Below are 14,785 nucleotides of genomic sequence, written 5' to 3' on the forward strand. Positions count from 1 at the left end.
GTCAAGTCGTAACAAGTTATGTGAATGAAGAAGGAAAAGAAATCAACCCTTCAGATAAAGGAACGAAAGATAAGAAAGACATTCCAGAGTACATTTACATAGAAACTAAGAAAGACGAAAAAGGAAATATAGTCCACGTATATCGTCAAAATATAAAACCAACAAATCCAATTAAACCAGTAAAATCAACTGAACTAAAAACACCTCAAGTAGAAGAAATTGTTCAAAAAGTTTCAACAAAACGTTTAGCTAACACAGGAACAACTGAAACTAATACAGGTTTAGCTGGATTAGGTTTAGCATTGTTTGGTGGATTACTAGCTGCAACTAAACGTCGTAGAAATAAGTAAAAAACTAAACTGTATATACTTTTTAAAATATAAAAAAATTCTAGGTAGTATCTATATATTACCTAGAATTTTTGGTTGTATGATAAATTTTGGAAATGTAGAAATATGTTGAGAAAGTTCTAATGAGACTGTTTGTAAGGTAAGCGTTAAATAATAGTAAGCGTCCAATAACGAGGTATCTATCCTCCAAGCACAAATTCCTTTATAATACAAACATAAAGTAGAAATGGAGGAAATAAAATGTTAAAACTGTTTATCATTTTCATTTCCCATTTATCCCAAAATAAAAGATACTAACCGTTGAAATTTTTACAGAAAATACTATCTTTTTATAGTATAATAGAGTTAAACAAAAGAGGAGATATTTTATATGATTTCTAATAAAACAGTAATACTTGAAGAAGTATTAAGTAAATTTGAAAAACTTTTAAATAGACATGAAGAAGATAAAATAAAATTTAACAAAACTGTTGAACTGTTAGAACATGAAAATTGCCTTCTTAAAGAACAGTTAGAATTTTTCAAGAGAAAATTATTCGGTAAATCTTCGGAAAAACAAAAGAGAATCCTAATCAAGTAAGTTTGTTTGATAATGAATGAACGACTAAACAAATTGAAGGAATCACTGTAGTAATGAGATATAATAAGAATGTGGAGAATTTAACGATGAAAGTAAAAAAACAGATAAAGGAATTATTAGGAATTCAAAGTGATGTTAATGTTATAAAGTATTCAAAAAATAATTTAGAGAAACATTTACTTAAAAGGAATCATATTGACGCTTTAAAGTATTTTGACAAGATAGAAGATATTTTAGAAGAGCCTGATTATGTAGGAATTAATCCTAATGAAAAATTGGAGTGCTTAGAATATGTTAAGGTATTTGATGAAAATATTTTAGTGGCATTAAAAATACATAGTTCAGAAGAATTCTATTACATTCCTAGTATGTACACGATAACTGATTATAAATTGCAATCACGTTTATTTAGCGGTCGACTAAAAAAAGTTGACAAAAAAATAGATAGATAGTAAAATGTAGATAGTAAATGATATTAATTGAGGGCAGAAAGGGTTCCTGCCGCACCTGAAAAGGTACCTGAGATGCTGGATACACCGACCAGCCAATTAATAATCGTTAAAATCCACAAAGAGTCAAGTTTTCTTGGCTCTTTTTATATATATAAAATTAAGTTGATTAGATTTTCTAGTTTTTTTATTATGAAGTATAAATTATATAGGAGAATTTTTATATTATTTTGTATATTTTTATTTAGATTAAATTGCATATTTTTATTTTATCATTATTACAGCGCCTTTTTTGTGGAGAAATTTAGGGGAAAAGTATCTAAATATTTATTAAAATCTATTATTTTCTTGAATACTTCCATTATATTTTGAAATACATCTAATATACTCTGATATACTGGTAAATATACATTTTATACTTCTATTATAGTTCGTTATATTTCAAATTTAGTAGATGTATGTTATAATATACCTATAATCAAAAGGAAGAAATAAGGATGCTAATTAAATTTTCAGATAGATTTTATTATACAAAACAACGATATATGTATTTAGAACCCACGCTTGGTTATGTAAAAGGAGAATATTTTTCTGTAATGTTAGATTCAGGAAATGGACCTGCTCAAGTGGAGAATTTTTTGAATGAATTAAAAGAAAATGATCTTCCTATGCCAAGTTATGTGATATTAACTCATCATCATTGGGATCATAGTTTTGGGGCTGCGTACTTGGATATCCCGGTAATAGCTACTGATAGAGCTAGAGATTCTTTAATTGAATTATCTCAGTTAGAGTGGGATAAGGAGAGTTTATATCAAAGAGTAAAAGATGGAACTGAAATAAAATATAGTGCGGATGTTATAAGAAGAGTTTATGAAAATCATGAAATAAAAATTAGAATTCCAGATATGCCAAAGATGGCGGATTTCAATTTAAATTTAGGGAAGATTAAATTAAATTGTTTATATAATGATAATTCTCATTCTAACGATGCATTTTTAATTTATATTCCAGAAGAAAAAGTGCTATTTTTAGGTGATAGTCATGCTAAAAATTACTATACGAAACCTATGGCATACAATAAAGAGAAACTTCGCGATTATATAGATAAGATAACAGAACTTGATTTTGAACATGCTGTTCCTGGACATGGGAATATCTTTACAAGAGAAGAATTGTTAGAATATCTAGAAAAAGAATATGCAAAAATGAGGTGATTTTATATGAACTTAATGATGTCTCTCGATTGGGTTCTTTTAATTACGATGTCACTAGCTTTTTGTCAGCAGTTGTTTTCGAAAAAATTTAATTTTTTTGGAGTACTGTCTTTGCTTAGTTTAGCGACATATATTGCCTTTCATTCTTATTCAACAGGATTAAGTATTTTTATCCTTCTGCTCTTTATTGGAGGAATAGCTCTAATTGGGCTTGAAATGTTTATTCCTGGTGGAATAGTAGGAGCTGTTGGAGTCATTACCTTAGTGTATGCAATAATCTATGTGAATAAATCAACATATTATATTGCTTTTATATTGGTAATTTCTTTAATCCTTGCAGTGATTTTATATTATGTAAATCGAAATGTTTTTCATAAAAAACTTATGTTTTTAGATAGACTTGTCTTGAATGATTCTATATCTACAGAAGATGGCTATGTAGCTAGTGAAAGTAGATTGGAATTATTAGGTCAAAAACTAATAGCATATACGGATTTGCGTCCTGCAGGTGTAGCTATACTTGAAAATGAGAAATTAGATGTAGTTACTGATGGGGATTTTATAGAAAAAGGTAATAAAATTGAAGTTATACGTGTTGAAGGAATGCGTATTGTAGTTAAGAAAATATAAATAAAATAAGGAGGTAGTATTATGCCAGAGTTAGTATTTACAGGTATAATTGTAGTAGTAGTGCTGATTGTGCTATCAATCTTCTTTACTTTCTTTCCACTTGGTCTTTGGATCAGTGCGATTGCAGCAGGTGTAAAGGTGAGTATTTTCACACTTGTTGGTATGAGATTGAGACGTGTTATTCCAAGTAGAGTAATTAATCCAATGATTAAAGCGCACAAAGCAGGATTGGCAGTTACTATTAATCAACTAGAAAGTCACTATTTAGCTGGAGGGAATGTAGATAGAGTAATTAATGCTCTTATCGCAGCTCACAGAGCTAATATAGTAAGTTTAACATTTGAACGTTGTGCGGCTATCGATTTAGCAGGACGTGATGTTCTTCAAGCAGTTCAAATGAGTGTTAACCCGAAGGTTATTGAAACACCATATATTGCAGGTGTTGCGATTAATGGTATTGAGGTTAAAGCGAAAGCAAGAATTACAGTTCGTGCCAATATCGAACGACTTGTAGGGGGAGCTGGAGAAGAAACTGTTATTGCCCGTGTAGGTGAAGGGATCGTTTCTACAATTGGTTCTTCTGAATCGCATACAGTGGTTTTAGAAAATCCTGATAGAATTTCGAAAACAATTTTAGATAAAGGATTAGATGCAGGTACTGCATTTGAAATCTTATCAATCGATATTCTAGATGTGGACATCGGTCAAAATATCGGTGCTAATTTACAAACTGAACAAGCTATTGCTGATAAGAATATAGCACAAGCTAAAGCTGAACAACGTCGTGCAATGGCGGTTGCAGCTGAGCAAGAGATGAAAGCTAGAATTCAAGAAATGCGTGCTAAAGTTGTAGAAGCTGAAGCTGAATTACCGCTTGCTATGGCGAAAGCTTTCCAAGAAGGTAATTTAGGTATTATGGATTACATGAATTATAAAAATATTGAAGCTGATACAGGCATGAGGGATTCGATTAAACGTATGTCACAACCTGAAGCAGGAGCAGGTAAATAATTAGATAAAAAGGAGGGTGTGAAATGTCGTTTTTAATTTTCGCAGCACCAATAATATTTATCATAATTTTTGCTATTTTCGTAGTTGTTTTTGCTTCTGATAGTAAACGATACAGAAAAAATTTAGATAATTCGAAACAGATGGAATTAGACAATGCACGTGAACAGGCGTTAAAAGCAGTGGAAGAAATTAAGCGAATCAAAGAGGCAGCAAAAAATGGCTTAAATGATTCTGAAATCAAAGAAAAGGCATTAGAGAATCAACAAGTTTATAAGGAAGATATATATGAACAACAGGTTGATAGTTCTACTGTAAATAAATACCAACAGTATTATAATGAAAATTATAATAGAGGAAAAAATAGATTTGATATACAAAGAAACTTTCAGAAAACATCAATTAAACAAGAGGATACAAAAAAACTAGAATTTTCTAAAGAAAATCTTGTTCGTGGAATAATAGCTAACGAGTATCTTAATAGAAATACTAGGAGGGGAAGATAATGAATTCAATTATATTCATTTTGGTAATGTTTATTCTCTCGTTAATTTTTGAAAAATTTAAAGGAGATAGAACAGAAGAAATTCCCGTAAAAAAGAAGCTAAAGCTAAAAAAATCTCCCGTGAATATAAGTGGTAATAGTTCTAGGGGTAAAGAAGAGTCTTTTGAAAGAAAACCTAGAGTTATAGTTGATAGAGAAGAAGAAATAGTTTCAAATTCTTTAAATTTTGATAAAGAAAGAATACTTAATGATATAATTTTTTCAGAAGTATTGTCAAAACCAAAAAGTAAAAGATAATAAATAGGAGGTGTAATATGAAAAAGCCATTTAACTATATTAGTTATTGTATTTATTCATTTATGCCTCTTTATTTTGTGTTATTTATATACACATTTGTAAGAGAGGATGTTGTAGATATAATTTTGACTACGATTCTTATAATAATATCTATATTTACATTGCTACTACATAATACAAGCAAACCTACAAATATTTTTGTTTGTGGAAAAAAGGAGATTTCCAAACAGCGTGGAATTGATCAGTACTATTTAGTCCTTATGATAATAGTTACCTTCTTAATTATTAATGATAAAATTCATTTTATATTTAAAATAATAATATTACTGATTATATATTATGTGTTATTTTTAATACTTTTTAAATATAAAAATTATACATTAATATTATTAGGCTACAAAATGTACATGATTCGTGATAAAATAGTATATAGCAAAAAGAGTCAAGAAGAGATATATAAAATATTAAAAGATAAGAAGAGTTTGCAGATAATAGAGGTATCTAATAATATATATATTGAAAATGAAAAATACAGAATGACTAATTTTTATTGTAAAGACTTTTAGATAGGATTTAATTTCTATCTTTTAAATTAGTAAATTTAAGGAGAAGAAACAATGAGAGTTGTTGATATCATAGATAAGAAGAAAAAGAATAAAGAACTTACAAAAGCTGAAATTGAATTTTTATTAGAAGGATATCTTAAAGGGACAGTACCAGATTATCAAATGAGTTCATTTTTAATGTCTGTTTATTTTAATAATATGACAAAAGACGAACTTACTAATTTTACATTAACTATGAGAGATTCTGGAGATACAATCTACTTTGATGATTTAGATCATTATCTAGTTGATAAACATTCTACAGGTGGTGTAGGAGATAAGGTTACGGTAGTTTTAGGACCAATCTTATCAGCTGTAGGTATGGCTGCAACAAAGTTATCTGGTAAAGGTTTAGGTCATACTGGAGGGACGATTGATAAATTTGAAGCTATTAGAAATTTTAAATTCAGCACAACCAAAGAAGAGTTAGTGGAGGTAGCTAGTAAAACTGGAGTAGGACTAATGGGATATAGTGATAACATTGTACCATTAGATAAAAAAATCTATGCATTGCGTGATGTCACTGCTACAGTAGATAGTATACCACTAATTGCTAGTAGTATTATGAGTAAGAAGTTAGCGATTCAATCGGATTTAATTATTTTAGATGTTAAAGTTGGCGACGGTGCTTTCATGAAAACAATAGAGGATGCAAGAGAACTGTCTCGTAGAATGGTTGAAATTGGAAATAGTGTAGGTAGAAAAACAATAGCTGTTTTGACTAATATGGAAGAACCATTAGGATACAGTATTGGTAATGCTAATGAAATTATTGAAGGAATAGAGGCTTTAAAAGGAAACTGGTCTAGTGATCTAAAAGAAGTTGTTTATGAAATTGTCTATTTAGCTTTGAAACATAAAGGTGAGGTTAAGACATTTGAAGAAGCGTCTGAGAAAATTGATGAAGTAATTGCTAATGGTCGTGCTTTAGAATTATTACGACAGTTTATTGAATTAAGTGGTGGTGATGGTGAAGTAGTAAATAATTATGGATTACTACCAACGGCTAAATCAGTACTTGAAGTATTTTCAGAAGAAGAAGGTTTTGTTACAAAAATTAAAGCTGAAGAAATAGGTAAGGCTGCAATGGTTATTGGAGCAGGTCGTGCAACAAAAGAAGATGAAGTAGATCATGCGGTGGGGATTGAACTTAAGAAAAAAGTTGGAGATAAGGTAGAAAAAGGTGATATTATCGCAAAAATCTACTATAATGATGAAAAAAATGTTCAATCTAGTAAAGCTATGGTCTTAGATGCCTATGTTATTGGAAATGAAAAAATAGAAAATATTAAAAATATATTAGAAGTAATTGAATAGAGGTAAAAAATGGGATTAAATAAATATATCGATCACACAATTTTAAAAGCTACTGCTAGTAGCTCTGACGTACAAAAACTTTGTGAGGAAGCAATAGAGCATGAATTTTATAGTGTTTGTGTTAATGGATGTTATGTTGCAGATGCTAAACAGCTTTTACAAGGAACAGACGTGAAGGTTGCGGCTGTTGTAGGATTCCCATTAGGTGCAATGACTACTGCTGCAAAAGTATTCGAGGCTAAAGAAGCGGTAGAAAATGGTGCTAGCGAAATTGATATGGTTATCAACATTGCTAAATTAAAAGATGGAGAATTTGAATTTGTTGAAAATGAAATTCGTCAAATCAAAGAGGCTATAGGAGATAGTGTATTAAAAGTAATTATCGAAACTTGCTATTTAACTGATGAAGAGAAAGTTAAAGCATGTGAATTATCATTAGCAGCTAAAGCAGATTTTGTAAAAACTTCAACTGGTTTCGGAACAGGTGGAGCAACATATGAAGATGTAAAATTGATGAAATCTGTTGTAGGTGATAATGCTAAGGTTAAAGCAAGTGGTGGAGTTAGAGATAAAGAGACTGCTCAAAAATATGTTGATTTAGGAGCAGAAAGATTAGGAACAAGCTCTGGAATAGAGATTGTAAAATAATATAATTTAGTAATAGATGAAATGTAAATACTTTTCACTATTTATTATAGTTTATTTAATTTTAATAATAGAATAAAAGGAATTAACTTTTATTATTAATAAAATAAAGAAACTCATATTAGAAATAAAAGACTAATCTTTATCATTATAAGATTATGATTAATAAAAGTAAATAGAATATTTTATAAGGAGTGATTCCTCGGTGAATTTATAAAAATTACCATATTTATGAATCATTCCTTTTTTTATTTTTGGTATAAATTAATTCTTTAGAAAAATTATATCTTTGTTTTTTAAAAATGAAGTAGTGTTGCTTTTATGTATTAAGAAAAAATAATACAGCATTATTTTAATTAGCTGTAAATGAAATAATTATTATTTGTAGATCTGTTTTATGGTGAAAACTAAATTGTAATAGAGATATTTTTTTGATAGAATAAAATTGCAATAATATGTATTTAGGAGCAAATTTATTATGCGAGTACAAAATAAAAATAATAAAATTTTAAAGTTTTCAATTAGAAAATTATCATTTGGAGCAGCACCTGTTGTTATTGGTGCTCTAATATTCGGGAGTCATGTCCCAAATGAAGTTTTTGCTAGTGATAATGGTGTAAATGTTAATTATACCTATCTTAGTGAAAATGAACTTACGGAGTCGGAAAAAAATTTAATTAAAAATAGTGTACCAAATGACTTGAAAAATAATGAAACGTACTATATGGTTTATAAGAAAGAAAATCAAGATATTATTAACGAAACACTGAAAACAAAATCATTACCTAATACAGGAGAAAGTTCACTCCCATTAGCAGAATTAGGTTTAGGAACAGCCTTTTTAGTGGTATTTCTAATATCAAAAAAATATAGAAATAAAGTGCTTGGTGTAATTTTGATAGGGACTATAGGTCAAAGTGTCGTAGTACCATATCATTCGTTTGCTTTAGAAAATAAAGATTTGGTTCAGTATAACACAAAAACAACTATAACTAACTATTCAGAACTTGCTAAAGGTGTAATTCAAATAGATGGTTATAGATATATGGGATTTTTTACACAAAGTGATTTAAATGATTTTTCTCAAGATTCAAAAATTAATCTTCCTAAAAAAACGAAAGATATAGCAAAAGTTGAGTCTATATTAACCAAACAAGAAAAATCGCTAACCGAAATAGAAAAAAATGAGAATTCAGAACAACGCAAAATTGAAGAAGAAAAATTTAATAATGAATCTGGTAATAAAAATCATGAAATTGTGAGATCTAAGGTTAAATATAGAACACTCCCTGAAGAAGGTGTACGTAACTTATCTATAAATAAACCAGAACTAAGATCAACTAAGGAAGTTATCCCTTTTGAAACTACTATAAAACTTGACAATACATTGCCAAAAAGGGAGACTAAAGTTCTTAAAGATGGTGTTAATGGAGAAAAAGTGGTGTTTAGTGAAGTAACGACGGCTGATGGTAAAGAAACTAGTAGAGTTATCAAAACATTTGTTACTAAACAAGTTGTTAATAAAGTTATAGCTGTCGGAACGGGTGTTTCTAAAAAAGGCGAAGCGTTAGTGCAACCAGAGAATCCAAAAGGGGTAGTAAGTGAGAAAGGAGAATCGTTAGTACAATTAGAGAATCCAGAAGGGGTAGTAAGTGAGAAAGGTGAATCATTAGTACAACCAGAAAAACTAGAAGGGGTGATAAGTGAGAAAGGTGAATCGGTAGTACAGCCAGAGAATCCAGAAGGAGTGGTAAGTGAGAAAGGCGAATCATTAGTACAACCAGAGAATCCAGAAGGAGTGGTAAGTGAGAAAGGTGAATCGTTAGTGCAACCGGAGAATCCAGAAGGAGTGGTAAGTGAGAAGGGTGAATCGGTAGTACAGCCAGAGAATCCAGTAAAAGAAATTCCAAAAGAGAAAAAACCACCTTTATTAACATTAGCTAAGATTGAAGAACATACTCTTGATCGTTCTGCTGACTTGACATATACTTTAGAAAATGAGGATTCAGTTGATATTAAATCTATTATGGCGGAAGTCCGTGATGGTGAAAATGTAGTTAAACGACTAGATTTAACTACATCTAAATTAAAAGATATTGTTGATAATCTTAAATTGTATAAAGACTATGTTGTTAGAACAACTATGATTTATAATCGAGGAAAAACAGATGAGACTTCAGTATTAGAAGAGAGACCACTAAGGCTTGATCTAAAAAAAGTTGAAGTTAAAAATATCAAAGAAACAAGTTTGATACATGTTAACGAACAAGGTGAGGAATCTGATAGTAGTTTATTAAACGCTATTCCAGAAAATATAAAAGAATATTATTTGAAAGTGACTTCTCATGATAATAAAACAACCAAGCTTGCTATTGATAAAATAGAAGAAGTAAAAGTTGGAGAAGATTGGTTTTATAAAGTTAGTGCAAAAGCTCAAGACTTAGTACAAAGAACGAGTGAAAATAAAATAGAAGATACTTATTCTTATTATATTGCAAAACCAAAACCACATATTGGTGATGTGTACTATGATTTTAAAGATTTAATAGAAGCTATGCAAAAAACTCCTTCGGGAACATTCAAACTTGGGGCTGATTTAAGCGCGGTTAGTATAAAACCACTTGGAAAATCTTATGTTACTCAGAAATTTACTGGAACATTAACAAGTGTTGATGATAAACATTATTCTATTCATAATTTAGTGCATCCTTTATTTAGTAAATTAGAAAATGCAACTATTAAAAATATAAACTTAGAGAATGTAAATATTAATTTACCAGGAACAAATGATGTCGCTACACTTACACAGATAGCAAAAGGTGGAATTATTGAAAATGTTAAAGTAACGGGTAGTGTCATTGGGGCAAACGAAGTGGCTGGTATTGTTAATAAGTTAGACGAAGGGAAAATGACTAATATTGCATTCATTGGAAAAGTTCAAGCAACAGGAAATAGGGGATCTAATCTTGCCGGAATAGCAGGTGATGTTTGGCGTGGTAATATTGAAAAAGCCTATGTTGATGCTGAAATTACGGGTGATAGATCACGAACAGGAGGAATAGCAGGTAACATAAGCCATGGTTTAAATTCTGATGGTATAGGTAGATGGGGATATATAAGAAATTCTGTAGCAAAAGGTATTATTGATGTTCCAAATAGTGGAGAAAATGGAGGTCTTATAGGTAAAAACTGGCCTTGGGGTGTTATTGAAAATACTGTTACAATGATGGATGTTAAGAAAGGTGACGTGTTCTTTGGATCAAATGATATGGACGATGAAAATGTTACGAACTGGGTTGTTAATAAGAATTTCACTGTAACAGGTATTAGTAAAGGTGGAAAAAATCATAGAAACTCTCATAGAATCAAAGATATTACTAAAGAAGAAGCAGATACGAAAATTCAAGCTATGATGATTACTGCTGATAAATTAGTTAGTACACAACCAACTGTAGATAAGCTTAACAACAAAGTTTCTTATGAAAATGAATATAAAAATATTCAAGATTACCAAGAGAAGCGTAATCAGGCATATCGTAATATAGAAAAACTACAACCATTCTATAATAAAGATTGGATTGTAAATCAAGGTAATAAATTAGATGAAAACTCTAATCTTGTATCTAAGAGAGTTTTATCGGTAACAGCTATGAAGGATACAGAATTTGTAACAGATTCAGAAAATGCTAATAAAATCATGGTTCACTATGCTGATGGAACAAAAGAATTGTTCAATATTTCTGTAAAAGATTCTCAAGTAGCTCAAGTGAAAGAATATAGTATAGAAAACTTAAGAGATATAGTATATACGCCAAATATAGTTATTAAAAATAGAGATACTTTAGAAGCTAAAGTTAAAGAATTATTGCTATCTGTTGAGTTACAGTCTCAAGCTGTTCGTAATATACTTGAAAAGAGAGATACTAGAAATGATCCTACAGCTAATAGTGAAGTGCGTCAAAATGGATATATTCGTGATTTATTCTTAGAAGAAAGCTTCAAGGAAGTTAGGGATAATATTGATAAGTTTGTTAAAAAACTTGTAGAAAATGAAGAACATCAATTAAATGATGACGAATCTGCAAAAAGAGCATTAATTAAAAAAGTAGAATTAAATAAAACTAATATTATGCTTGGATTAACATATCTAAATAGATATTACGGAATTAAATATAATGGTATGAATATAAAAGATATGATGACTTTCAAACCTGATTTCTATGGAAAAAATGTTGATGTACTTGATAGACTTATCAAAATTGGTTCTAAGGAAAGTTATATAAAAGGTGATCGTACAAATGACGCCTATCGTGAAGTTATAGCAGGTGGTACTGGAAAAGGTAATTTACATGAATTTTTAAATTATAATATGAAATTATTCACAGCGGATACAGATTTAAATGATTGGTTTAAACATGCAACAGAAAATAATGTTTATATATCTGAACCTACTACCACAACTCAAGATTTTGTAAATAAAAAACATAGAGTTTATGATGGATTAAATAATGGTATACACGGGCGTATGATTTTACCATTATTGAATTTGAAAAATGCTCATATATTCTTGATTTCGACATATAATACTTTAGCGTACAGTTCTTTTGAAAAATATGGAAAATATACAGAAGAAGAACGAAATCAATTTAAAGCAAAAATTGATGAAGTTGCAAATGCGCAGCAACGATACTTAGACTTCTGGTCTCGTTTAGCATTGTCATCAGTTCGAAATAGACTATTGAAGAGCGATAATATGGTACCAACTGCAGTTTGGGATAACCAAAATTATAATGGTGGCTCTAACCGTTATGGATTTGCGAATAATGGTAGAGATGTAGTAGCTCCTGTACGTGAGTTATATGGACCGACATGGCGTTATCACAATACAAATGGAAACATGGGTGCTATGGCTAGAATCTATGGTTCTCCAAACAATGATGATGCAGTGTTCTTTATGGTGACAGATATGATTAGTCAATTCGGTATTTCGGCATTTACTCATGAAACAACCCATGTAAATGACCGCTTGGTGTATTATGGAGGAAATTGGCATCGTGAAGGTACAGATCTTGAGGCGTATGCACAAGGTATGTTACAAACACCTGATAGTTCTACGACAAATGGAGAGTACGGAGCTCTAGGGTTAAATATGGCATATGTTCGACCAAACAATGGAGATCAATGGTATAATTATGATCCTAATAAATTAAAAAACAGACAAGAAATAGATGACTACATGAAACGTTATAATGAAGCTATGATGATGCTAGATCAATTAGAAGCTGATGCAGTTATTAGTAAACGACTAACTGATAATAGTAAATGGTTTAGAAAAATAGATAAAGAATATCGTTATAAAGATGAATATAATAAACTGACTGAACCAAATCAATGGGATAAAGTACGAGATTTGAGAGATGAAGAAAAAACTAAACAATTAACTTCTATTAATGATTTGGTAGACAATAACTTTGCGACTAAGCATGGTGTTGGAAATGGGCGTTATCGACCTGAAGACTTGATGCCAAATTCTGCTTATGTAAATGTAAATATGATGGCAGGTATCTATGGAGGTAATTCAAGCGATGGAGCACCTGGTTCATTATCATTCAAACATAATGCATTCCGTATGTGGGGGTACTATGGTTATGAAGATGGATTTACTAGTTATGTTTCAAATAAATACAAAGATGCAGCTAATAAAGAAAAATTACCAACTTTAAGTGATAAGTATATTATCAAAAAAGTATCTAAAGGAGCTTTTGAGACTCTTGAAGCATGGAAAAAACACTGGTATGGAGAAGTTTTTGAGAAAGCAAAACATGGCTTTGTTGAGATAGATATTGATAATGTACATGTGACCTCTTATGATCAATTACAACAAATGTTTAACGATGCAGTTCAAAAAGATTTAGACCAAATGACTAAAACTGGGAAAGAGTCTTATGGAAATACAGTTTCACTTAAAACTAAGGTGTTTAAACAACTTCTTAAAGTCACAGATGGATTTACGGAAAATATTTTTAAATAAGGAAATGAGTTTATTTATAGATTAATTTAATCTTATGAGAACTCTATTGAAAGGAATGGTACCTTAATAAAGTTCATAAGAGAACTCATAGACGAAGAGGTTTATTTATAATTTGCTTTATAGAAGTTCTTTAAATATCTAATAAATTATTGCGGGAGGTGACTAGACGAACTCGATTTTGTCTAGTCACTTTTTTTGTTTTTATTATTAGTTTTTAATAAAAGTAAAATAAATAGATAAATTTTAAAAGTAAATTTTAGTAAGTAATTAAAGAGAAAGTTACCTTGAAAACTAATAATAAGTAGGTGAACAGTGTTTTTTATAGCTAATTCCACCTATTTATAGTATAATAAAAGATGGTTTATTATGGCGTGAAGCAAGAATTATTATTTAAATAGCTTTATGCAGGAGATTGTGGACTATATAGAAAGAGTCTATAGAATAATAATATAAAAAATTATAGAGGAGATTTTTAATGTTACCAAAGTCATTTGAACAATATAAATTTAATGAATTTGTAAATAAGGCAGTAATAGATTTAGGGTTTGATAATCCAACAAAAATTCAAGAGAGAGTGTTCTCACCAGTATTAAAAGGAAAAAATATAGTAGCAAAATCACAAACAGGAAGTGGAAAAAGCCATTCTTTCTTACTACCAATTTTTAGTAAATTAGATGTAACTAAGAAAAAGACACAAAGTATAATTTTAGCACCAACAAGGGAGTTGTCTAGACAATTATATGATATGGCGGTGCACATCGCTAGTTTTTCCGAAGAAGATATTAAAATTACATTGTGTATTGGTGGGCAAGATTTAAATAGAGATATTGAAAGAGTATCAAACGCTCCCCACATTATTATTGGAACACCAACACGTGTATTAGAATTAGATAGAACAAGTGCTTTAGCTATTAAAGAAGTTGAGAGTCTTGTAATCGATGAATGTGATATGATGATCGATTTAGGATTCATGGAAGATGTTGATAAAATATCTAAAAGAGCAGCGGAAAATTGTCAATTTTTAGTATTCTCAGCAACTATTCCAACACAAATGAATCATTTCTTGAAAAAATATTTAAAGAATGCTCAGTATATAGAAGTTGATAATGCAAAATTCGGTAAAATTGAATATATTTTAATTCCAGAGAAAA

At 29.9% G+C, this 14,785-nt stretch carries 13 protein-coding genes; all 13 read left to right on the top strand.

Annotated features, from left to right (window positions below; genetic code table 11):
* On the top strand, positions 1–350 hold a 350-nt coding region (locus RWQ73_RS06295), incomplete at its 5' end, for an LPXTG cell wall anchor domain-containing protein (RefSeq protein WP_314407408.1).
* A gap of 370 nt (positions 351–720) precedes the next feature.
* Positions 721–930 (top strand): hypothetical protein, encoded by a 210-nt coding sequence (locus tag RWQ73_RS06300; protein WP_314407410.1) that lies wholly within the window; start codon positions 721–723, stop codon positions 928–930.
* A gap of 86 nt (positions 931–1,016) precedes the next feature.
* On the top strand, positions 1,017–1,382 hold the full coding sequence (locus RWQ73_RS06305) for a PBECR2 nuclease fold domain-containing protein (protein ID WP_314407412.1): 366 nt from the start codon (positions 1,017–1,019) through the stop codon (positions 1,380–1,382).
* 494 nt (positions 1,383–1,876) lie between these two features.
* Positions 1,877–2,596 (top strand): MBL fold metallo-hydrolase, encoded by a 720-nt coding sequence (locus tag RWQ73_RS06310; RefSeq protein WP_314086090.1) that lies wholly within the window; start codon positions 1,877–1,879, stop codon positions 2,594–2,596.
* Between the two features lie 6 nt (positions 2,597–2,602).
* Positions 2,603–3,226: an NfeD family protein gene (locus tag RWQ73_RS06315; protein ID WP_314407414.1), complete on the top strand. Its 624-nt coding sequence runs from the start codon at positions 2,603–2,605 to the stop codon at positions 3,224–3,226.
* A gap of 21 nt (positions 3,227–3,247) precedes the next feature.
* Positions 3,248–4,237: a flotillin-like protein FloA gene (gene floA / locus RWQ73_RS06320; protein ID WP_314397549.1), complete on the top strand. Its 990-nt coding sequence runs from the start codon at positions 3,248–3,250 to the stop codon at positions 4,235–4,237.
* A gap of 23 nt (positions 4,238–4,260) precedes the next feature.
* The gene (locus tag RWQ73_RS06325; protein WP_314407416.1) at positions 4,261–4,740 is read left to right on the top strand and encodes a crotonobetainyl-CoA--carnitine CoA-transferase; all 480 of its coding nucleotides are present in this window, start codon (positions 4,261–4,263) and stop codon (positions 4,738–4,740) included.
* Positions 4,740–5,036, top strand: a complete 297-nt coding sequence (locus RWQ73_RS06330; RefSeq protein ID WP_314407418.1) for a hypothetical protein — start codon at positions 4,740–4,742, stop codon at positions 5,034–5,036. The genes RWQ73_RS06325 and RWQ73_RS06330 overlap by 1 nt, the downstream gene beginning before the upstream one ends.
* A 17-nt stretch (positions 5,037–5,053) precedes the next feature.
* Positions 5,054–5,602, top strand: a complete 549-nt coding sequence (locus tag RWQ73_RS06335; RefSeq protein WP_314407420.1) for a hypothetical protein — start codon at positions 5,054–5,056, stop codon at positions 5,600–5,602.
* Between the two features lie 51 nt (positions 5,603–5,653).
* On the top strand, positions 5,654–6,958 hold the full coding sequence (locus tag RWQ73_RS06340; RefSeq protein ID WP_314407422.1) for a thymidine phosphorylase: 1,305 nt from the start codon (positions 5,654–5,656) through the stop codon (positions 6,956–6,958).
* Positions 6,959–6,967: 9 nt separating this feature from the next.
* Complete coding sequence (gene deoC, locus RWQ73_RS06345) at positions 6,968–7,606, top strand: deoxyribose-phosphate aldolase (protein ID WP_314407424.1); 639 nt, start codon at positions 6,968–6,970, stop codon at positions 7,604–7,606.
* Between the two features lie 475 nt (positions 7,607–8,081).
* Positions 8,082–13,634 (top strand): ZmpA/ZmpB/ZmpC family metallo-endopeptidase, encoded by a 5,553-nt coding sequence (locus RWQ73_RS06350; RefSeq protein ID WP_314407426.1) that lies wholly within the window; start codon positions 8,082–8,084, stop codon positions 13,632–13,634.
* Between the two features lie 475 nt (positions 13,635–14,109).
* Positions 14,110–14,785, top strand: a 676-nt coding sequence (locus tag RWQ73_RS06355) for a DEAD/DEAH box helicase (RefSeq protein ID WP_314407428.1), incomplete at its 3' end; no start/stop codon positions are given.

Source organism: uncultured Gemella sp. (assembly GCF_963525875.1).
Classification (GTDB): Bacteria; Bacillota; Bacilli; order Staphylococcales; family Gemellaceae; genus Gemella.

Coding starts and splice junctions, on each gene's coding strand:
- RWQ73_RS06305 (WP_314407412.1), top strand. CDS start 1,017: ATGAAAGTAAAAAAACAGATAAAGGAATTATTAGGAATTCAAAGTGAT.
- RWQ73_RS06310 (WP_314086090.1), top strand. CDS start 1,877: ATGCTAATTAAATTTTCAGATAGATTTTATTATACAAAACAACGATAT.
- RWQ73_RS06335 (WP_314407420.1), top strand. CDS start 5,054: ATGAAAAAGCCATTTAACTATATTAGTTATTGTATTTATTCATTTATG.
- RWQ73_RS06315 (WP_314407414.1), top strand. CDS start 2,603: ATGAACTTAATGATGTCTCTCGATTGGGTTCTTTTAATTACGATGTCA.
- RWQ73_RS06300 (WP_314407410.1), top strand. CDS start 721: ATGATTTCTAATAAAACAGTAATACTTGAAGAAGTATTAAGTAAATTT.
- RWQ73_RS06340 (WP_314407422.1), top strand. CDS start 5,654: ATGAGAGTTGTTGATATCATAGATAAGAAGAAAAAGAATAAAGAACTT.
- floA (WP_314397549.1), top strand. CDS start 3,248: ATGCCAGAGTTAGTATTTACAGGTATAATTGTAGTAGTAGTGCTGATT.
- deoC (WP_314407424.1), top strand. CDS start 6,968: ATGGGATTAAATAAATATATCGATCACACAATTTTAAAAGCTACTGCT.
- RWQ73_RS06350 (WP_314407426.1), top strand. CDS start 8,082: ATGCGAGTACAAAATAAAAATAATAAAATTTTAAAGTTTTCAATTAGA.
- RWQ73_RS06330 (WP_314407418.1), top strand. CDS start 4,740: ATGAATTCAATTATATTCATTTTGGTAATGTTTATTCTCTCGTTAATT.
- RWQ73_RS06325 (WP_314407416.1), top strand. CDS start 4,261: ATGTCGTTTTTAATTTTCGCAGCACCAATAATATTTATCATAATTTTT.